Source organism: Methylophilus flavus (assembly GCF_042678905.1).
GTDB classification, from domain to species: domain Bacteria; phylum Pseudomonadota; class Gammaproteobacteria; order Burkholderiales; family Methylophilaceae; genus Methylophilus; species Methylophilus flavus.
In genome coordinates this window covers 69,400-88,426 of the sequence record NZ_JBHTLN010000001.1, presented here as the reverse complement: position 1 = coordinate 88,426, position 19,027 = coordinate 69,400, and the positions used below count along the sequence as shown (strand labels likewise).

Here is a 19,027-nt window from a genome sequence, read left to right as displayed (position 1 = left end):
CCCTGCAATGCAGGGTTTTTTTATTGAATATTTGCTACAACTTCTGATTAGAAGTGTTTGTAGTGTTTTTTCAATTGTTTAACGACTTCCCACTGGGATTTCAGGCCTTTTGGAAACTCAACATAGTCGCCAGCCTTGATCGTTACTGTGTCGCCACCTTGTGGAGTCACTTTGAATTCGCCTTCCAACACATAGGCTTTTTCAGTCATTGTGAAGTCCAATGGGAATTTTGAAGGTGCGCAATCCCAGGTATTCCAGCTTTTTACGCCCAGATCTTTCAATTTTTCTTCAGATGGATTGTGGTCGATGATGATTTGAGTCATGACAAATTCCTTAATAAATTAAAGTGACTATAAAACTTTAAATAGAAATGCCGCAATCATGCGGCATCTTGGTAACTGGCGGAAGAGGTGAGATTCGAACTCACGGAGGGCGTGAACCCTCGACAGTTTTCAAGACTGTAGCATTAAACCGCTCTGCCACTCTTCCGGAAGGCAGAATTATAGCAAACAATCAGTCATCTGGAAGCGTTATTCCAGGAAAAAGTACATCATTAAAGCCAAATTTTGTAAGATCGCGGATACGCATCGGGTAAAGTATGCCAAAAAGATGGTCACACTCGTGCTGCACTACCCTTGCATGGAAACCGCTTACCGTGCGATCTATCACATTACCTTGCGGGTCAAAACCTTTATAACGTAAATGCTGAAACCTTGGAACAACACCTCGCATCCCGGGTACCGACAAGCACCCTTCCCAGCCATCTTCCTCTTCGTTTCCAACAGGTATGAGCTCAGGATTGATCAGGATAGTGAATGGCACTTCCTCAGCATCCGGGTAACGCGGATTTTTGCCGACACCGAACATGACTACCTGCAAACTCACGCCAATTTGGGGCGCGGCAATCCCGGCCCCATTCATATCAGTCATGGTGTCATGCATGTCTTGTATCAATGCATGCAAGTCTGGCGTATCAAACTCGATGACTTTTTCAGCCACTTGATACAACACCGGGTCGCCCATTCTGAGCACTGGTTTAATAGCCATGATCAGGCTCCATTAGATTTCAAAAAACCGATCACACGGTTGCGCAGTTGTGGTCAGACAAATATTGCGCAATCACACACTTCACTTTTTCCATGGTTTGCTGCAACAAAGGCATCACCTGCTCAAAATGAATGGCTTGCGCGCTATCGCCGCGACCGGCTGCAAAATTAGCTACCGGGCAAAGTGCCGCATAGGAAACACCCAGTTCGCGTGCCAGTACCGCTTCCGGCATACCGGTCATACCCACAACGGTTGCGCCATCGCGCTCATAGCGGTTAATTTCAGCAGCGGTTTCCAGTCGCGGCCCTTGTACGCAGGCATAAACGCCCCCTTCCACCAATCCACAGCCGGCATCCAGAGCTGCTTTCTGGCAGCGCTCACGCATGGCTTGTGAATACGGCTGGGTGAAATCAATGTGCCTTACCGGCAACTCCACACCGTCGTGGTAGGTGTTATCCCGGCCATAGGTGTAATCCAGAATCTGGTTAGGCAAAACGATATCGCCAGGAATAAGGTGTTGTGAAATACCCCCTACTGTCGCTACTGCCAGCAAGTCTCTCACACCCACCGAATGCAACGCCCATATATTAGCGCGGTAATTTACTGCATGTGGTGGAATGGTATGCCCGCCGCCGTGACGCGCGAGAAACACCACTTCTTTGCCATTGATTTCACCAAAGACCAAAGGTTGCGAAGGTTTGCCATACGGTGTACGTACAATCAGGCGTTTTGAAATATTCAGATTGGTGAGCTCTGTCAGCCCGGTGCCCCCAATAATGCCTAACATCCTATGATCTCTCTCTATTAACGCTGGTTATATCCAAGGTATAAGCGTATCACGGATTTATGGCATACTTAAGCCATGCAAGCCTTTTCCAAGCCAGTGACAGCACCGGCCAGCGTGCCGCTGGCGCATACACATTATGAGAATTTCCCGGTAGCCTCATTGTTGCTCCCCGCACATTTACGCTATGCGGTTAGTGTGATTTACCAGTTTGCGCGAGAAGCGGATGACATTGCCGATGAAGGTGATGCCGGTGAAACCGAGCGTTTGCAGGCACTACAATCTTATGAAGATGAGTTATTACTGATCCAGGCCTATATTCAGGCTGAACGCCTGCAGTTTAAAACGCTGCAACAAGTGGTTAGAACACACAAGCTTGAAGTGCAATCCCTGCTGGATTTAATCAGTGCCTTTAAGCAGGATGTCGTTAAAACCCGCTACGCCAATTTTGAAGAGTTACTGGATTATTGCCGTCGCTCAGCCAACCCGGTGGGCAGGTTGATGCTGCAATTATATGGTGCTGATACAGCGCAAAACCGGCAATGGTCAGACCAGATTTGCACCGCTTTGCAACTGATCAATTTTTACCAGGACATTGCCATCGATCTGCAAAAGCATGGCCAGACCGGGCGCATATACTTGTGTCAGGACGAAATGCAGGTGGCAGGCATGACAGAAATGGATTTACGTAATCAGCGACTGGATAGCACCTGGCAGGCATTCTTTTTGTACAATGTCGCCCGTGCCGAGCAATTACTGCTTGCAGGTAAGCCGCTTAGCCGACGTTTGACTGGCCGTATCGGATTCGAACTGCGCATGATAGTCGCGGGTGGTGAACGGATTATTTATAAATTAAAACGTTGTCGTGGCGATATTTACCACCACCGTCCGACATTAAATGCTTTTGATTGGCCGATTATTTTGCTGAAAGCCCTCTTTAAACAATGACCCCGCAACAATACTGCCAGCAGAAAACCAAACAAAGCGGCTCCAGCTTTACCCTGAGTTTTTTGTTTTTACCCAAACACAAACGCGAAGCCATGACGGCACTGTATGCGTTTTGCCGTGAAGTCGATGATGTCGTTGATGAATGTACCGACTACCAGATCGCACAAACCAAGCTGCAATGGTGGAAACAGGAGATTCATCGCCTGTTTCATGAAGTGCCGCAACACCCGGTCACCAAGGCATTGAAGCCAGTGGTGGAAGAATTTGGCTTGCAAGAAGCGCATTTCATAGAAATTATCGATGGCATGCAAATGGATACGCAGTACAACCGCTATGCCGATTTTGAGCAACTGGCATTATATTGCTACCGCGTCGCCAGCGTCGTCGGCCTGCTCTCGGCGCAGATTTTCGGCTACAGTGATAAATCTACCCTGGGCTATGCGCATGACCTGGGGATGGCTTTCCAGCTAACCAATATCATTCGCGATATTGGCGAAGACGCGCGCCGCGGCAGGATTTATATCCCGATTGATGAACTGGAAAAAGCAGGCGTGACTGAACAGCAGTTACTGCAAAGCCAAGTATCTGCACAGACACAGGCTTTATTACTCAGACAGATTGAGCGTGCAGAAATGTTTTATGACAAAGCCATCAACCAGTTGCCAGAAGCTGATATCAAAACCCAGCTACCTGGCCTGATGATGGCAGCCATTTACCGCGCATTACTGCGGGAAATCAAGCAAGACCCTAATCTGGTGCTCAACCACAAAGTCATGTTGCCGCCTTTCAGGAAATTGAAACTGGCACTGGGTGTATGGTTTAAACGCCGCTGATGCACTGAATGCTTAACCATACGCCTCCACCCCGTAATATCGCGGTTGTCGGTGCCGGGCTGGCCGGGCTGGCTGCCGCACACACCTTGCTGAGCTCAGGACACCAGGTATCGTTATTTGAAGCTGCCCCGCAAGCCGGTGGCCGTGCGCGTGGCGTCCCGCATGTTGAAACCATGTTGGATAATGGCCAGCATTTATGTATAGGCGCTTATCAGGCCACACTCTCATTATTAGGCGAAGCTGGCCTGAATCCCAAGCATCTCTTTACCCGCTTGCCGCTGGCGTTGCATATGCATCATGGCGCGGATCGCATGTCTCTTGTCACACCCAGCTGGTTACCTGCTCCCCTGCATTTATTGTGGGGATTGCTCACCGCGCGTGGATTGACTGCTAACGATAAATGGCAAGCCATCTGCTGGATGTTGCGGTTAAAAAAATCTGCATTTACCCTGGGGCAAGATACCACGGTTGAAAATCTATTACAGCAAGGCCGGCAAACAGAAACGGCAATCCAGACCTTATGGGAGCCTTTGTGCCTGGCCGCATTGAATACCCCTATCCAGATTGCCAGTGCGCTAATATTTCTGAATGTATTGCGTGACAGCTTCCAACAAAAGCGTTCAGACAGTGACTTTCTGATCCTGAAGTCGGATTTATCCAATAGCTTGATTGAGCCTTTGCTAGAGAAAATCACCCTCTCAGGTGGCAAGATATCACTGCGCACACCTGTGATTTCAGTCAAAAACGAACACTCACATTGCGTGCTGGAAACTTCAGAAGGCACACAGTTATTCGATGATGTGATTCTGGCTGTAGGCCCGCATCAATTGAAAACCGTGGCTTGCGACATTACAGTGCCGAAATTTGAATACCAGCCTATCACCACGGTGTACCTGCAATATTCGACTCATTTCAGGCTACCCTACCCAGTCATGGGATTGTATGGCGGTCTGGCACAATGGGTATTTGACAGGGGACAATGCTGTGACCAGGCAGGTTTGCTGGCGATAGTGATCAGTGCGCATGGGCCATTAACTGGTGACAAGACAGTATTGATACAGCAATGTATCAGTGAGTTGAATCAGGCATTGTCATCGCATGATATGCAACTTGAAGCAGCGCCATTGTGGACGCAAATCATTACCGAGAAGCGCGCCACATTCAGTTGCACGCCAGATCTAAATCGCCCGCAAAACAAGACTACACAGCCGCATATCTACCTTGCGGGTGATTATACTGCTGGTCCCTATCCAGCCACCATTGAAGGCGCTGTCAGAAGTGGAGTCGCGGCTGCCAATCTGATAGTGGCCAAGACCTGACTACATCAGCAAGCCTCAAGCTTGCGGATCTTTACAGCCTACTACCAAATGGTTTCTGGCAGGGACATAGATACCATCACCCGCATCGGGATAAGTCTCACGAAAAGAAAGATGCGGATCAACCTCAAAACCGTGTGAACAATTCTCACTGGCTTTTGCCTTGCATTGCTCCAGCGTGGTATTGAATTCACTACAGGTCAGTTTATAGCCGGGCTTTCCATCGCTGGTAGCGTGTGGGGTTGGCTGGTTACTTGCGCAAGCAGATAACAGCAAGGGAATCAGTATTAGCGTTTTTTTCATTGTTTCTCTCCATTTCCACCTTTATTACATCACGTCATATTATTGTCATATTGGTGTGTTATAGGCACACATATGATAAGGCAAGAAACGAACCATATAGTTTCATGAAGATTTTGTGAAAAAACCGTGCCGATTTAAGGCCAAGCCTTTGCCAGACTTGTATCCAGACGGCTACAAACTGCTACAAAACCGGGCGCTTTGTAACTGACCCGCCAGTCCAGATTTCTTATACTGCACTCACTGGAATCAATACGCAGTCATGAATCAATACGAAGTTTTTAAAAATGCTCAGTTAAGAATAAAACAGGATTTTATGTATAGCGGGCAGTTGCCCTGGAAATGCCTGTTGGCACAGTGAATAAAATTGAAAAAACTAAAGGCAGATAAATCGCGAAGCTAGATTATCAAATATCAAACCCACTTCCCTGTGGCTGTTCAACCTCTTCTGAACAACCACCACTCCAGGCAACGATGCCACTCCCTGACATCGTTGCCATTTTTTTATCCACGCCACAAATCGATAGCTTGTTCCAGCCTGTCAATCGCATCAATATGCAACCCAGGCACGCCGCCTTTAGGCGCATTGGCTTTGGGGATAATCGCATGGGTAAATCCCAGCTTGGCAGCTTCTTTTAAACGCTCTTGACCGCGTTGCACTGGCCGGACTTCTCCCGCCAGCCCTACTTCGCCAAACACAATTAATTTGTTTAGCAATGGCTTATTTTTAAAGGATGAAACTATCGACAACAGTACAGCCAAATCCACGGCGGGCTCGCTGATTTTCACGCCGCCCACTGCGTTGATAAAAACATCCTGATCGAAACACGCGACACCGGCATGACGATGCAACACAGCCAGCAGCATCGCCAAGCGGTTCTGCTCTAATCCCACGCACAGGCGCTTGGGGTTCGGGGCATGGGAGGTATCAACCAATGCCTGTATTTCAACCAATAAGGGACGGGTGCCCTCTTGCGTCACTGTGATGCATGACCCTGGCACAGGGGTATCGTGATGCGACAAAAACAGGGCAGACGGGTTACTGACTTCCCGCAGGCCTTTTTCGGTCATGGCAAACACGCCCAGCTCGTTCACCGCACCGAAACGATTCTTAAAGGCACGGATCAGCCTGAAACTCGAATTCTGGTCACCTTCGAAGTAGAGCACGCTATCCACAATATGCTCCAGCACCCGCGGGCCTGCCAATGAACCTTCTTTGGTGACATGGCCGACCAGTATCATGCTGATGCCCAATTGCTTGGCGATGCGTGTGAGTTGCGCGCTACATTCACGCACTTGCGCCACCGAACCTGGCGCGGATTGCAACGCTTCAGAATACACGGTTTGGATTGAATCAATAATCACCAGATCAGGCTGATGCTGCTGCAATACCTGGCTTATTTTTTCCAGATTGATTTCAGCCAGTACATCCACCTGGCTGGCATCCAGCCCAAGCCGTTTTGCCCGCATGGCAATCTGCTGCGCAGACTCTTCGCCGCTGATATAAAACGATTTCAGGTTCTGTGACACCTTGCAGACTGTTTGCAGCAACAGTGTAGATTTACCGATGCCGGGATCCCCACCAATCAGCACCACCCCACCCGCTACCAAACCACCGCCTAATACGCGATCAAATTCAGCAATACCAGTCTGCTGACGCGAGACATCCTGCGCTTCAACATCCGCCAGTTTCTGCAACTGTGCCGTGGGTGCCAAACTGGCAAAGCGGCTTTGGGTAACGGTTTCCGGCACCGTTTCCACCAGGGTATTCCAGGCATGACAACTAGGGCACTGCCCCTGCCATTTAGGCTCGCTAGCACCACATTCGGTACAGGTATATTGTGTTTTTGCTTTAGCCATGAAAACCTTGATTATGCTTATTGGGTGAGGCTATTATTTGTTAATCAATCACGTGCATGGGCACGCGAGCAGTCACTGCACATAGCAATTCATAACCGATAGTGCCACTGCTTTGTGCGACTGCGTCTACCGGCACCAGATTGCCCCATAGCTCCACGGCACTACCGATCTTGGCTTCTGTAATATCCGTAATATCTACCGCCAGCATATCCATTGAAACTCGGCCTAATGTGCGGGTGAGCACGCCATTCACTGCAACAGGCGTACCAGTAGGTGCATGGCGGGGATAGCCATCGGCATAACCGCAAGCGACTATGCCAACACGGGTCGGTTTGTCTGCAGTGAATAAGCTACCGTAGCCTACACTTTCACCAGCTTCAATCTCCTGCACCCCGATCAGGCCGGATTGCAGTGTCATCACCGGGTGTAATCCAAGCGAGACAGCGGATTTCTCTGCAATCGGGGTTGCGCCATACAGCATGATGCCAGGGCGCACCCAATCAGCATGTGTCTGCGGCTGCTGGATAACGGCAGCAGAATTGGCGAGCGAGCGTTTATATGGCTGCGCAGTCATTGCCTGCTCCACTTTCAGCATGGCTTGCGTGACGCCGTCGACCAGATCAGAATTGGCAAAATGGGTCATCAGTATGATTTCACTGACATTTGCACTAGTCGCTAATTGATCCAGTGCAGCCTGGTAGTCGGCAGGCTGGAAGCCCAGCCTATGCATGCCACTATCAAGCTTAAGGTACACCCGTAAAGGGATATTAGGCTGGCTTTCGAGTAACCATTGCAACTGAGCGCGATGGGAGATGACGGTATCCAGTTTGTAGCGATCCACCAGACCCATGTCTTTGGCAGAGAAAATACCTTCTAGCAACAGGATAGGATGCTGGTAACCGGCATCACGCAAGGTCACTGCCTCACTGATATTTAGCACGCCAAATGCATCTGTTTCTTTCAAGCCTCGCGCAGCATTCAGCAAACCATGACCATAGGCATTTGCTTTAACCACAGAAATGACTTTTGAATGTGGCGCATAACGCCTGACTTGTGTCAGGTTATGTGCAAATGCTTTTTCGGAAATATAAGCGACGATAGGACGCATATTGAAAAATTCAGCGCGTTAGTATTCGTCTGGCATGTACGCGGCGTTCGCGTAATCCATAAAGCGCGTATGCGCACCCATAAAGGTCAGGCGCACACGGCCGATCGGGCCGTTACGCTGCTTGGCAATAATAATCTCCGCAGTGCCTTTTTCAGCACTGTCCGGGTTGTAGTACTCGTCGCGGTATACGAACATGATCAAGTCAGCATCCTGCTCAATCGCGCCGGATTCCCGCAAGTCACTCATCACAGGACGCTTGTCCGGGCGCTGGTCCACGCTTCGGTTCAGCTGTGAAATGGCAATCAGTGGTACATCCAGCTCTTTCGCCAATGCTTTAAGCGAACGTGAGATTTCAGAGATTTCTGTAGCCCGGTTCTCACCCTGGCGACCTGCCGGTGAACTCATCAACTGCAAATAGTCGATCACGATCAACCCTAATTCGCCGGTCTGGCGGTGCAAACGGCGTGCACGTGCGCGCACATCAAAACTGCTTAAGCCAGCCCCTTCATCGATATAAATCGGTGCTTCGTTCAGCTTACCTAAAGCGGTGGTCAGTTTTTCCCAGTCTTCGTCTTCCAGGTTACCGTTACGCATCTTGTGCTGGTCAAGGCGGCCAATCGAACCAATCATACGTGTGGTCAGCTGCGTAGCACCCATCTCCATCGAGAAAATCGCCACCGCTTTATTGGTATTCAGCGCTACGTTCTCGGCAATATTGATCGCAAACGCAGTTTTACCCATGGATGGACGCCCGGCAATAATCACCATATCACCACCCTGCAGCCCAGAAGTCATTGAATCCAGGTCAGTAAAGCCAGTCGGAATACCGGTGACATCGGAATGGTTTTCACGTGAATACAGGTAATCAATACGGTCAGCCACTTGTGGCAATAATACCTGCATACCCAGAAAGCCCTGACTCTTGCGATTGCCGCCTTCAGCAATCTGGAAAATCTTGGCCTCAGCCTCATCCAGCAATTGTTGTGCGTTACGCCCGTTCGGCAAGTAAGCACTTTCAGCGATCCCCGTTCCCACGGTGACCAGTTGGCGCATAACGAAGCGTTCGCGCACAATTTCGGCATAACGGCGGATGTTTGCCGCTGTAGGCGTGTTTTGCGCCAGTGCGCCAAGATAGGCAACGCCGCCAATGGTAGTGAGCTCTGCTGAACTTTCCAGAGATTCAGCGACTGTGACAATATCTGCCGGATGATTGCGCTCAATCAGCTTGGTAATATGTTCATAAATCAGTTTATGATCATGCTGATAGAAATCCTGGCCGGATAAAATATCGGCGATTTTGTCCAGGGCTTCGTTGTCCAGCAACAGCCCGCCGAGGACGGATTGTTCGGCTTCGATGGAATGCGGAGGGAGTTTGAGAAATTCTAGTTGTTCGTCAGCCATCTGGCGATTATACCGAAAAGCGAATCCGCTTTTTCGAGTTTTAGAATTAACTCTGGGTCAAGGCAGGTAAAAGTGAGCTGATTATGGTTGAGGATGAGCATTTCAGTTGAATCAGAGAATGAGTGAATTAGACGTAAATGGCGAGCGCTACAAAAACCGTCATTCCGGCGACGGACGGAACACAGGCAGTTCGCATTAAATAAGTAAATACCTCTCTTCCAGTCAAAGTATCTAGCCGGTGTTTCTTTAGAAGCTTTGAGCGTTCTTTTGGTTACTTATTCTTTGGGCAAGCAAGAAAAGTAACTCGCCTAAGGGAGAAAGAAAACATTACCAATTTAATCAGATTCCAAATAAAAGAATTACCTTTTAACCAAACGCCTCAAGCAAAAAAATAAACCCGGACATTTCTATCCGGGTTTATTAAGCGCAAAAATTATCTGACTATTCCAAGGTCGGTGTCTTAATCCGCTCCGTCAAATGCGGTGCAATTACCTGCAACATCTGCCCGAACACCTTCGGGTTCGCCGCGACGATATTCCCGGTCCGTAACCAGCTCTCATTACCTTCAAAGTCACCCACAATCCCGCCAGCTTCCTGCACCAGCAAAGCGCCAGCAGCAATATCCCAAGGTGACAAGTTGATTTCAAAGAAACCATCAGAAAATCCTGCCGCAACATAAGCTAAATCAAGTGCAGCGGACCCTGGGCGGCGCAAGCCCGAGGTTTTCTTTGCCATGTCACGGAAAATGTTGATGTAGGTTTCGAGATAGCTGAAATCCTTGAACGGAAAGCCGGTAGAGAGCAAAGCCTCTTGCAATCTGGCACGCTGGGTCACGCGGATACGGCGATTATTCAAAAATGCACCGCTGCCCCTGGTGGCAGTGAAAAGGTCATTACGTACCGGATCATAAATCACCGCTTGAGTGAGCACGCCTTTTTCCTGCAAGGCTATCGAAATACAGTAAGCCGGGAAACCATGCAAAAAGTTGGTGGTGCCATCCAGTGGGTCTATGATCCAGATACTTTCTGCTTCAGCATTGGATTTGCCGCTTTCTTCACCCAGAAAGCCATGTTTTGGATAAGCATCTTTCAAGATATCGATGATCGCTTGTTCAGCACCGCGGTCGACTTCACTGACGAAGTCATTAGTATCCTTTTGTTCGATTTTTAAGGCGCCAATATCCTGGGCGGCACGGTTAATGATTTTGCCAGCTTCACGCGCAGCGCGAATGGCGACATTTAGGGTAGGATGCATGCTGTATTTGGGAGGATCAACTGATAAAATAGCATTTTAACGTTTTATCATGCGTTCACAAAATGAATTGCACTTTAAATTGAATAAGAAATTCAATTAGCACGCGCCAGTTTTATCATCTCAACCAGCCAGACTCATGACAACCCTCTTCAATAATATCCGCGTTGTACTTTGCCAGACCAGCCATCCCGGCAACATTGGCTCCACTGCCCGTGCCATGAAAACCATGGGGCTGGACCGTCTATACTTAGTCAGGCCAAAGCACTTCCCTGACCCTGAGGCGACGTCGTTAGCTGTGAATGCGGCTGGCGTGCTTGAGCGCGCAGTGGTGACACAAACCTTGGAAGAGGCCCTGGCCGACTGCCAGTTTGTCATCGGTGTCAGCGGCAAAGAACGTTCTCTGTCTCAGCAAGTGATGACTGTACGTGAGGCTGCGCAAGTAGTGAAAACGACTGCTGAACATAGCCAGGTGGCTTTGGTGTTTGGCACCGAGATGAGCGGTCTGAGTAATGCAGAGGCTGATCTGTGTCACGTATTAGCTACAATTCCCGCCAATCCGGAATACACCTCGCTTAACCTGGCACAAGCGGTACAGATCATGAGTTACGAAGTGCGTATGGCGTTGACTACCGGCGAACTGCACTACCAAGAAAAACCATCTGAGCTGGCGACGCAAGATGACCTGGAACGCTTTTATGAGCATATGCGCGAAGTGTTGGAGCATATAGGCTATATCAACCCGCGTGCGCCAAAAAAACTGTTTGAGCGCCTGCGCCGTTTATATGGACGAACAAGGCTGGAAAAAGAAGAAGTGAATCTGCTGCGTGGCATTCTGACGCTATCGGTAACTCCCAAGAAGCATAAAAAGTACTAAGCATCACAATCTTGAAATAACCCTCGATCCAGAACACTAAGCTTTACGGGGTAACTCCAGCACTCAGCCCCAAACCTGCCTTTGCGGCTGTCTTACTAACTTATGGCATAATGCGCGCATGTTTGATCACCTCAAAGAAGATATCTCTATAGTGTTTGACCGCGATCCGGCGGCACGTACACACTTTGAAATCCTCACGACCTACCCTGGCGTACACGCCTTGATTATCCACCGGGTCAGCCACTGGTTATGGACGCACCGCTTATACTGGTTTGGCCGTTTGCTGTCTCATTTCGGCCGTTGGATCACCGGTATTGAAATCCATCCTGGCGCGATGATTGGCCATCGCGTGTTTATCGACCATGGCATGGGTGTGGTCATCGGCGAGACAGCCATTATTGGCGATGACTGTACCTTGTACCATGGTGTCACGCTCGGTGGCACCAGCTGGAATAAAGGCAAGCGTCACCCTACGCTGCAAAACGGAGTGGTAATTGGTGCGGGCGCCAAAGTGTTAGGTCCGATCACCATCGGCAAAAACGCAAAAATCGGCTCTAATGCGGTAGTAGTGAAAGACGTTCCGGAAGGCGCAACAGCTGTCGGCATCCCTGCCCGCATCCTCGAAGAAGAAAAAAACAAACAACGGCAAAGTGCTGCACAAAAAATGGGCTTCAGTGCCTATGCGGTAGGAAATGATGAAAATGATCCCATGATCAACGCCATCAACAGTTTGCTCGACCATGCGCACAAGCAAGAAAGTGATATTGCAGAACTCAAAGCGCAGTTAGCCAAGCTCAGTGATGCCGAAACTGAGTCCGGCGTCGGTGAGGCTTTCGCCAAAAAACCTGAATAAGAATTACTCTCATCTACTATCCGGCGGCGCCCTTAAGCCATTTAAGAACAAAGAACTTTCCTGAATAATAATTGACTAAATTAGTAGGTTATTATAAAATTTAAGTCTGTTTTAAAAGGTGTTACATAGATGCGATTAACCACTAAAGGACGTTTTGCTGTCACAGCGATGCTGGACATAGCGCTTTACGAGGCGGACAAACCGATCACATTGGCTGGCATCAGCGAACGTCAAAGTATTTCCCTCTCTTACCTGGAACAGCTGTTTAGCCGCTTGCGCAAACAAGGCCTGGTTTCCAGTGTACGCGGGCCTGGTGGTGGTTACCGTATTGCCAAGGCACATACCGAGATTTCAGTCTCTGACATTATTACAGCAGTGGACGAGCAGATTGATGCCACCCAGTGTGGCGGCAATGAAGACTGTCATGACGAGGGGCGCTGCATGACGCATGAGTTATGGGCATCACTGAATGGCAAAATTCTTGATTACCTGTCTGGCGTGAGCTTGGCCGACATGGTGGAAATGCAGAAGAAAAAAGGCGCGGGCACCGTGCACTTTACTCCACGCAAATGTGGCTCTGATGCCACGCTTGCAGCTTAAGGTTTTTTAAATCGCATGAGTACGATTTATTTTGACCACAACAGCACCACCGCTTTAAAGCCTCAAGTTTTGCAAGCGATGCTGCCCTGGTTAACTGAGACCACCGGCAACGCAACCAGCCGCCATGTGTATGGACGCAATGCCCGCGATGCTGTTGAAGCTGCCCGCAAACAGATTGCTGCTTGTGTTGGCGTGCAAGCGTCACAAGTGGTATTTACCTCGGGTGGCACTGAAGCAAATAATTTCGCTGTTAAAGGCATTGCAGCAAACCTGACACCTACGCAATTACTGGTCAGCGCTATTGAGCACCCTTGTGTGTCACGCCCGGCACAATCGCTCGCCTGGCATAATTGGCAAGTGCAAACGATACGGGTAGATGCTCAAGGCGTGATTGACCTGGCAGATGCTGAACAAAAGTTAAATATCCGCACCGGCCTGGTTTCAGCCATGCTGGCCAATAATGAAACCGGTGCCATACAGCCGATTGCCGAACTGGCAGCGGTGGCAAAAGCCCATGGTGCTTTCCTACATACGGATGCAGTACAGGCATTTGGCAAATTGGCGGTGGATTTTAATGCATTAGGTGTCAGTGCCATGACAATCTCCAGCCACAAGATAGGCGGACCGGTTGGTGTAGGTGCTCTGATATTGGATAAGCGTGTGGACATAGCTCCGCTGTTGCATGGCGGTGGACAAGAGCGTGGTTTACGCAGTGGCACTGAGAACGTGGTAGGTATCGTAGGGTTTGCTGAAGCTTGCAAACTGGCAGTCGAAACATTGAAAACACGTGGCGAGACCCAATCTAGGTTACGTAAGCAGCTTGAAGTCGGCTTGCATACGCTGGGTGCAACTTTATTTGGCCAGCAGGCAAACAGGTTACCTAACACCAGTTTTTTTGCCATCCCCAATATTGAAGGGGAAACGCTGGTAACGGCGCTGGATAAAGCCGGTTTTGCTGTAGCCAGTGGCTCTGCTTGTTCCAGTGATAGTACAGAACCAAGCCATGTACTGCTGGCGATGGGTGTTGAACCAGATCTGGCACGTGGCGCTGTACGCGTCAGTGTGAGTGACACCAATACTGAAGCTGAAATACAAGGATTTTTGAAAGCGTTGCAACAGGAAGTGAAACGCTTAAAAGGATTAAGTGCCGTTGCGGCATAAGATTTTTATTGAAAGAGCATGAACATGTCTGATAGAAAGCCGATTTACCTGGATTACTCTGCGACCACACCGGTAGACCCGCGTGTTGCGCAAAAAATGATCCCTTTTTTGACCGAAGACTATGGCAACCCTGCTTCACGCAGCCATCCATACGGTTGGACCGCCGAAAAAGCGGTTGAAAACGCACGCGAAGAAGTGGCCAAACTGGTCAATGCCGATCCACGCGAAATCGTTTGGACTTCAGGCGCGACCGAGTCTAACAACCTTGCGATCAAAGGCGCTGCGCACTTTTACGCACAAGGTAAAGGCAAACACATCATTACGGCTGCGACAGAGCATAAAGCAGTGCTGGACACATTCCGTGAACTGGAGCGCGAAGGTTACGAAGCGACTTATTTGCAGCCGGAAGCTGATGGCCTGATTAATATTGACACATTCAAGGCGGCCATCCGCCCTGATACTGTGCTGGCATCTATCATGCTGGTTAATAACGAAATCGGCGTGATTCAGGATATTGAAGCACTGGGTAATATCTGCCGTGCAAACAATGTGATTTTTCATGTGGATGCTGCACAAGCGACAGGTAAAGTCGTGATTGACCTGGAAAAACTGCCTGTTGACCTGATGAGTTTCTCAGCGCATAAAACCTACGGCCCTAAAGGCGTTGGTGCATTGTATGTACGCCGTAAACCACGTATCCGTATCGAAGCGCAAATGCACGGTGGCGGTCACGAACGCGGCATGCGTTCAGGCACGCTGGCCACGCACCAGATTGCAGGCATGGGTGAAGCCTTCCGCATTGCACGTGAAGAAATGGCAAGTGAAAACGAACGTATCCGCATCTTGCGTGACCGTTTACTGCACGGCCTGCTGGATATTGAAGAAACCTATGTCAACGGTGATCTGGACCACCGTGTGCCGCATAACCTGAACGTCAGTTTCAACTTTGTTGAAGGTGAATCACTGATCATGGCGATTAAAGGCATTGCAGTTTCTTCCGGTTCTGCATGTACGTCAGCCAGCCTGGAACCAAGCTACGTGCTGCGTGCTCTAGGTCGTTCAGATGAGCTGGCACATAGCTCTATCCGTTTCAGTATTGGCCGTTTTACTACTGAAGCAGATGTCGATTACACAATCGACCTGTTGAAGAGCAAGATCGACAAATTACGTGAACTCTCGCCATTGTGGGAGATGTTCAAGGATGGGATTGATCTGTCCAAAGTAGAATGGGCAGAGCATTAAAAATTGATCTTTGACCGCCTGGCGGCGTTGTCGGATAGCTTGTTTAGAAAAACTAAACGGCGCTATCCTCCGCCTTGCCAGACAATCAAAGCTTCAATTTTTTAAAGAATGGAAGTTTAACTAAAAATTAAAAGGCGAAACAAAATCAAGGCGGTGAGGCGCAGACAGTACGTTTAGTACGGCAAGCCGAATCAACGCAGAGTTTGTGAAGCATTTTAATTTTCGAGGAGTATAGAGATGGCATATAGCGATAAAGTTTTGGACCACTACGAAAACCCACGTAATGTAGGTTCTATGGACAAAAATGACCCGACAGTCGGCACCGGTATGGTGGGTGCGCCTGCTTGTGGCGACGTGATGAAACTGCAAATCAAGGTCAACACGGCTGGCGTGATTGAAGATGCCAAGTTCAAAACCTACGGTTGCGGCTCTGCGATTGCTTCAAGCTCACTGGTCACTGAATGGCTGAAAGGTAAAACACTGGACCAGGCACAGGAAATCAAGAATTCAGCCATTGCGGAAGAGTTGGCGTTGCCGCCAGTGAAAATCCACTGCTCGGTGCTGGCTGAAGATGCGATTAAATCTGCGATTGCTGACCTGAAATCCAAACAAGGTAATTAAGATGGCGATTACCCTGACAGAAACTGCGGCTCAACGCGTAGAAAAATTCCTGGCCAACCGTGGCAAAGGGATAGGTTTACGCCTGGGCGTGAAAACCACCGGCTGTTCCGGCATGGCTTACACGCTGGAATTTGTCGATGACATGCTACCTGAAGACAGTATGTTTGAAAGTTTTGGCGTTAAAGTCATTGTGGACCCGAAAAGCCTAGTGTATATCGATGGTACCGAACTGGATTTCACGAAAGAAGGCTTGAACGAAGGGTTTAAGTTTAACAACCCGAATGTGAAAGATGAGTGTGGCTGTGGCGAGTCATTCACGGTTTAAGCCGTTGAATGACTTGCTTCAATCACGTGATTTGCTGACTTTGGTTTCCCCTTAGCTAGATTTTGCATCCTCTTTTTTGCTTTTGCTGCTAACCATGCAAAATTACTTCGCTTTATTCCAGCTTCCACAGCAGTTCAATATCGATTCAGCGACGCTGGATGCCAACTACCGAAAAGTGCTGGCTGAAGTGCACCCGGACAAGTTTGTGAATGCCTCTTCGGCAACGCGCATGCAATCCATGCAACAGGCTACTTTGGCGAATGAAGCTTACCAGACACTGAAACGGCCGACTGCGCGTGCACGTTACCTGCTAACACTGGCAGGTGTTGCTATCGATGAAGAAAACAATACCGCCATGCCTGCTGATTTCCTGATGGCGCAGATGGAATGGCGTGAAGCGATGGATGATGCCAGGTTTGCCAAAGATGTTGCCGCCCTGGATGCACTGCTGAAGGAAATGAATTCTCAAGCCAAAGCCTTGCAACAGCAAGTGGCTGATGAAATTGAGCAGGCACCTGTCCAGGCCGCCATGACAGTCCGCAAACTGCAGTTTATTGATAAAGTGAGCGAAGATGTAAATGCACTGATCGCTCAGTTGGAAGATTAAGTTTCATGGCTTTATTACAGATTTCCGAACCAGGCATGTCCCCTGCCCCGCATCAGCACAAGCTGGCGGTAGGCATAGACCTGGGCACGACTAATTCTCTGGTCGCTACTGTGCGTAGCGGCATGAGCACGGTATTGCATGATGAACATGGCCATGCCTTATTGCCTTCTGTTGTACGCTACCTAGAAGATGCCGTGGTGGTTGGTCACGAGGCACAAGCTGCGCAAAGCCAGGATCCGGTGAATACCATCGTCTCGGTCAAACGTTTTATGGGACGCGCCTTGAACGATATCACCGACCGCGCGCATATTCCCTATCATTTTGTCGAAAATGCCAGCTCTGAAGGCATACTGGAACTCAAAACGCGGGCTGGCTTGAAAAGCCCGGTCGAAATTTCAGCCGAGATTTTAAAAGCATTAAAAATTCGCGCCGAGAAAGCCTTGGGCGGCGAACTCACCGGCGTAGTCGTGACCGTACCTGCCTACTTTGACGACGCCCAGCGCCAGGCTACCAAAGATGCGGCCAGGCTGGCTGGCCTCAATGTGTTACGTTTATTGAATGAACCCACTGCTGCCGCAGTCGCCTATGGCCTGGATAATGCCGCCGAAGGCATTTATGTCATCTATGACCTCGGCGGCGGCACATTTGATATTTCCATTCTGCGCCTGAGCAAAGGCATTTTCGAAGTACTGGCAACCAATGGTGACTCAGCGCTGGGCGGCGATGATTTCGATCACCGTATCTACTGCTGGGTACTGGACCAGGTGCGTAGTAAAACCGATGATTTCAAACCGCTGACCGAAGCCGATACGCGCCTGCTGTTGACCAAATCACGCCAGGCCAAAGAATGGCTGACCGATAATCATGAAGCGAATATCCTGTGCAAGCTCAGCAATGGCGCACTGGTGGATGAAACGCTGACGGTTAGCCAGTTTATCACCCTGACCGAAAACCTGGTCAGCAAGACTTTAAGCCCTACCCGCAAAGCCATGCGCGATGCCGGCTTGAATATGGAAGAGATCAATGGAGTCGTGCTGGTTGGTGGCGCCACACGCATGCCGCATATCCGCCACGCAGTGCAGGCGTTCTTCCAGCAGGAACCGCTGACCAATCTTGACCCGGACAAAGTAGTCGCGCTAGGCGCTGCGATTCAAGCCAATGTGCTGGCAGGCAACCGTAGCGAAGAGGACTTATTGCTGCTGGATGTGACACCATTGTCACTTGGGCTGGAAACCATGGGTGGACTGGTGGAAAAAGTCATTCCCCGCAATTCGACATTGCCGATTGCACGCGCGCAGGATTTTACTACCTACAAAGACGGCCAGACCGCGATGGCGATCCATGTTGTCCAAGGTGAACGTGAACTGGTCGCTGACTGCAGGTCGCTGGCACGTTTTGAATTACGTGGTATCCCGCCGATGGCGGCAGGCGCTGCGCGTATTCGCGTTACCTTCCAGGTAGATGCAGATGGTCTGCTCTCCGTCAGTGCACGCGAACAGGGCAGCGGAGTTGAAGCCAATATCACTGTCAAACCTTCTTATGGCCTGAGCGAAGACCAGATAACAACAATGCTGAAAGATTCTTTTGGCGCGGCTGAAACTGACAAAGCCGCACGTATGCTGCGTGAAGCCACTGTGGATGCACAACGCCTGATAGAAGCGATTCAGGCGGCATTGGTTCAAGATGGCGCCTTAATTACACAAGACGAGCGTGACACCATACAAGCGCATCTGGATGCCTTGCATACCTTATGCCAGGGCACTGATAGCCAAGCCATCAACAATGGCACTGAAGCATTGAATCATGCGACAGAAAACTTTGCGGCCAAACGCATGGACGCTTCTGTACAAAAAGCCCTCGCGGGTAAAAACCTGGACTCTCTGGAACTGTAAT

Annotated in this window: 20 protein-coding genes and 1 tRNA gene; 12 read left to right on the top strand and 9 right to left on the bottom strand. The window is 49.6% G+C overall.

Features of this window, described 5'->3' with window-relative positions; genetic code table 11:
• Positions 1-47: 47 nt before the first annotated feature.
• The 4 genes from ACFQ2T_RS00430 to ACFQ2T_RS00415 all read right to left on the bottom strand — a co-directional run bounded on the left by ACFQ2T_RS00430 (position 48) and on the right by ACFQ2T_RS00415 (position 1,834).
• Entirely contained in the window at positions 48-323 is a 276-nt protein-coding gene (locus tag ACFQ2T_RS00430; protein ID WP_379028994.1) for a cupin domain-containing protein, read from the bottom strand.
• A 76-nt stretch (positions 324-399) separates the two neighbouring features.
• Positions 400-489: transfer RNA gene (locus ACFQ2T_RS00425), tRNA-Ser, on the bottom strand.
• A 24-nt stretch (positions 490-513) separates the two neighbouring features.
• A complete protein-coding gene (gene def / locus ACFQ2T_RS00420) occupies positions 514-1,047 on the bottom strand; it encodes a peptide deformylase (RefSeq protein ID WP_379028992.1) in 534 nt (177 codons plus the stop codon).
• A 31-nt stretch (positions 1,048-1,078) separates the two neighbouring features.
• The gene (locus ACFQ2T_RS00415; protein WP_379028989.1) at positions 1,079-1,834 is read right to left on the bottom strand and encodes an S-methyl-5'-thioinosine phosphorylase; all 756 of its coding nucleotides are present in this window, start codon (positions 1,832-1,834) and stop codon (positions 1,079-1,081) included.
• Positions 1,835-1,909: 75 nt separating this feature from the next.
• Between ACFQ2T_RS00415 and hpnC the strand changes: the two genes are divergently transcribed.
• The 3 genes from hpnC to hpnE are packed head-to-tail and all read left to right on the top strand — an operon-like array spanning position 1,910 to position 4,931.
• Entirely contained in the window at positions 1,910-2,779 is an 870-nt protein-coding gene (gene hpnC / locus ACFQ2T_RS00410) for a squalene synthase HpnC (RefSeq protein WP_379028986.1), read from the top strand.
• The gene (gene hpnD, locus ACFQ2T_RS00405) at positions 2,776-3,612 is read left to right on the top strand and encodes a presqualene diphosphate synthase HpnD (protein ID WP_379028983.1); all 837 of its coding nucleotides are present in this window, start codon (positions 2,776-2,778) and stop codon (positions 3,610-3,612) included. Before hpnC ends, hpnD begins: the two co-directional genes overlap by 4 nt.
• A gap of 8 nt (positions 3,613-3,620) precedes the next feature.
• Positions 3,621-4,931 (top strand): hydroxysqualene dehydroxylase HpnE, encoded by a 1,311-nt coding sequence (gene hpnE, locus ACFQ2T_RS00400; protein ID WP_379028980.1) that lies wholly within the window; start codon positions 3,621-3,623, stop codon positions 4,929-4,931.
• Positions 4,932-4,946: 15 nt separating this feature from the next.
• Here the strand turns inward: hpnE and ACFQ2T_RS00395 are convergent, their stop codons facing one another.
• From ACFQ2T_RS00395 to ACFQ2T_RS00375, 5 genes are all read right to left on the bottom strand, one after another.
• The gene (locus ACFQ2T_RS00395; protein WP_379028977.1) at positions 4,947-5,231 is read right to left on the bottom strand and encodes a hypothetical protein; all 285 of its coding nucleotides are present in this window, start codon (positions 5,229-5,231) and stop codon (positions 4,947-4,949) included.
• Between the two features lie 501 nt (positions 5,232-5,732).
• Positions 5,733-7,088: a DNA repair protein RadA gene (radA, locus tag ACFQ2T_RS00390; RefSeq protein WP_379028974.1), complete on the bottom strand. Its 1,356-nt coding sequence runs from the start codon at positions 7,086-7,088 to the stop codon at positions 5,733-5,735.
• 40 nt (positions 7,089-7,128) lie between these two features.
• Positions 7,129-8,196 (bottom strand): alanine racemase, encoded by a 1,068-nt coding sequence (alr, locus tag ACFQ2T_RS00385; protein WP_379028971.1) that lies wholly within the window; start codon positions 8,194-8,196, stop codon positions 7,129-7,131.
• An 18-nt stretch (positions 8,197-8,214) separates the two neighbouring features.
• A complete protein-coding gene (dnaB, locus tag ACFQ2T_RS00380) occupies positions 8,215-9,597 on the bottom strand; it encodes a replicative DNA helicase (RefSeq protein ID WP_379028969.1) in 1,383 nt (460 codons plus the stop codon).
• A 441-nt stretch (positions 9,598-10,038) separates the two neighbouring features.
• Entirely contained in the window at positions 10,039-10,851 is an 813-nt protein-coding gene (locus tag ACFQ2T_RS00375) for an inositol monophosphatase family protein (protein WP_379028966.1), read from the bottom strand.
• A 136-nt stretch (positions 10,852-10,987) separates the two neighbouring features.
• Here ACFQ2T_RS00375 and ACFQ2T_RS00370 point away from each other — a divergent pair, with 136 nt between their 5' ends.
• The 9 genes from ACFQ2T_RS00370 (at position 10,988) to hscA (ending at position 19,026) form a co-directional block, all read left to right on the top strand.
• A complete protein-coding gene (locus ACFQ2T_RS00370) occupies positions 10,988-11,725 on the top strand; it encodes an RNA methyltransferase (RefSeq protein WP_379028964.1) in 738 nt (245 codons plus the stop codon).
• A gap of 118 nt (positions 11,726-11,843) precedes the next feature.
• Positions 11,844-12,578: a serine O-acetyltransferase gene (gene cysE / locus ACFQ2T_RS00365; protein WP_379028961.1), complete on the top strand. Its 735-nt coding sequence runs from the start codon at positions 11,844-11,846 to the stop codon at positions 12,576-12,578.
• 129 nt (positions 12,579-12,707) lie between these two features.
• Entirely contained in the window at positions 12,708-13,178 is a 471-nt protein-coding gene (locus ACFQ2T_RS00360) for an Rrf2 family transcriptional regulator (RefSeq protein WP_379028958.1), read from the top strand.
• A gap of 15 nt (positions 13,179-13,193) precedes the next feature.
• Positions 13,194-14,339: a cysteine desulfurase family protein gene (locus tag ACFQ2T_RS00355; RefSeq protein ID WP_379028955.1), complete on the top strand. Its 1,146-nt coding sequence runs from the start codon at positions 13,194-13,196 to the stop codon at positions 14,337-14,339.
• Between the two features lie 24 nt (positions 14,340-14,363).
• Positions 14,364-15,581: an IscS subfamily cysteine desulfurase gene (locus ACFQ2T_RS00350; RefSeq protein ID WP_379028953.1), complete on the top strand. Its 1,218-nt coding sequence runs from the start codon at positions 14,364-14,366 to the stop codon at positions 15,579-15,581.
• A gap of 237 nt (positions 15,582-15,818) precedes the next feature.
• Positions 15,819-16,202: a Fe-S cluster assembly scaffold IscU gene (iscU, locus tag ACFQ2T_RS00345; protein ID WP_379028950.1), complete on the top strand. Its 384-nt coding sequence runs from the start codon at positions 15,819-15,821 to the stop codon at positions 16,200-16,202.
• Between the two features lies 1 nt (position 16,203).
• The gene (gene iscA / locus ACFQ2T_RS00340) at positions 16,204-16,527 is read left to right on the top strand and encodes an iron-sulfur cluster assembly protein IscA (protein ID WP_379028948.1); all 324 of its coding nucleotides are present in this window, start codon (positions 16,204-16,206) and stop codon (positions 16,525-16,527) included.
• A gap of 94 nt (positions 16,528-16,621) precedes the next feature.
• Positions 16,622-17,134, top strand: a complete 513-nt coding sequence (hscB, locus tag ACFQ2T_RS00335; RefSeq protein ID WP_379028945.1) for a Fe-S protein assembly co-chaperone HscB — start codon at positions 16,622-16,624, stop codon at positions 17,132-17,134.
• Positions 17,135-17,139: 5 nt separating this feature from the next.
• Positions 17,140-19,026, top strand: a complete 1,887-nt coding sequence (hscA, locus tag ACFQ2T_RS00330; protein WP_379028942.1) for a Fe-S protein assembly chaperone HscA — start codon at positions 17,140-17,142, stop codon at positions 19,024-19,026.
• Position 19,027 lies beyond the last annotated feature (1 nt).

What these genes read in the sequence shown, in the direction of transcription:
- ACFQ2T_RS00430 (WP_379028994.1), bottom strand. Translation starts at nt 323, where the DNA reads ATGACTCAAATCATCATCGACCACAATCCATCTGAAGAAAAATTGAAA.
- def (WP_379028992.1), bottom strand. Translation starts at nt 1,047, where the DNA reads ATGGCTATTAAACCAGTGCTCAGAATGGGCGACCCGGTGTTGTATCAA.
- ACFQ2T_RS00415 (WP_379028989.1), bottom strand. Translation starts at nt 1,834, where the DNA reads ATGTTAGGCATTATTGGGGGCACCGGGCTGACAGAGCTCACCAATCTG.
- hpnC (WP_379028986.1), top strand. Translation starts at nt 1,910, where the DNA reads ATGCAAGCCTTTTCCAAGCCAGTGACAGCACCGGCCAGCGTGCCGCTG.
- hpnD (WP_379028983.1), top strand. Translation starts at nt 2,776, where the DNA reads ATGACCCCGCAACAATACTGCCAGCAGAAAACCAAACAAAGCGGCTCC.
- hpnE (WP_379028980.1), top strand. Translation starts at nt 3,621, where the DNA reads ATGCTTAACCATACGCCTCCACCCCGTAATATCGCGGTTGTCGGTGCC.
- ACFQ2T_RS00395 (WP_379028977.1), bottom strand. Translation starts at nt 5,231, where the DNA reads ATGAAAAAAACGCTAATACTGATTCCCTTGCTGTTATCTGCTTGCGCA.
- radA (WP_379028974.1), bottom strand. Translation starts at nt 7,088, where the DNA reads ATGGCTAAAGCAAAAACACAATATACCTGTACCGAATGTGGTGCTAGC.
- alr (WP_379028971.1), bottom strand. Translation starts at nt 8,196, where the DNA reads ATGCGTCCTATCGTCGCTTATATTTCCGAAAAAGCATTTGCACATAAC.
- dnaB (WP_379028969.1), bottom strand. Translation starts at nt 9,597, where the DNA reads ATGGCTGACGAACAACTAGAATTTCTCAAACTCCCTCCGCATTCCATC.
- ACFQ2T_RS00375 (WP_379028966.1), bottom strand. Translation starts at nt 10,851, where the DNA reads ATGCATCCTACCCTAAATGTCGCCATTCGCGCTGCGCGTGAAGCTGGC.
- ACFQ2T_RS00370 (WP_379028964.1), top strand. Translation starts at nt 10,988, where the DNA reads ATGACAACCCTCTTCAATAATATCCGCGTTGTACTTTGCCAGACCAGC.
- cysE (WP_379028961.1), top strand. Translation starts at nt 11,844, where the DNA reads ATGTTTGATCACCTCAAAGAAGATATCTCTATAGTGTTTGACCGCGAT.
- ACFQ2T_RS00360 (WP_379028958.1), top strand. Translation starts at nt 12,708, where the DNA reads ATGCGATTAACCACTAAAGGACGTTTTGCTGTCACAGCGATGCTGGAC.
- ACFQ2T_RS00355 (WP_379028955.1), top strand. Translation starts at nt 13,194, where the DNA reads ATGAGTACGATTTATTTTGACCACAACAGCACCACCGCTTTAAAGCCT.
- ACFQ2T_RS00350 (WP_379028953.1), top strand. Translation starts at nt 14,364, where the DNA reads ATGTCTGATAGAAAGCCGATTTACCTGGATTACTCTGCGACCACACCG.
- iscU (WP_379028950.1), top strand. Translation starts at nt 15,819, where the DNA reads ATGGCATATAGCGATAAAGTTTTGGACCACTACGAAAACCCACGTAAT.
- iscA (WP_379028948.1), top strand. Translation starts at nt 16,204, where the DNA reads ATGGCGATTACCCTGACAGAAACTGCGGCTCAACGCGTAGAAAAATTC.
- hscB (WP_379028945.1), top strand. Translation starts at nt 16,622, where the DNA reads ATGCAAAATTACTTCGCTTTATTCCAGCTTCCACAGCAGTTCAATATC.
- hscA (WP_379028942.1), top strand. Translation starts at nt 17,140, where the DNA reads ATGGCTTTATTACAGATTTCCGAACCAGGCATGTCCCCTGCCCCGCAT.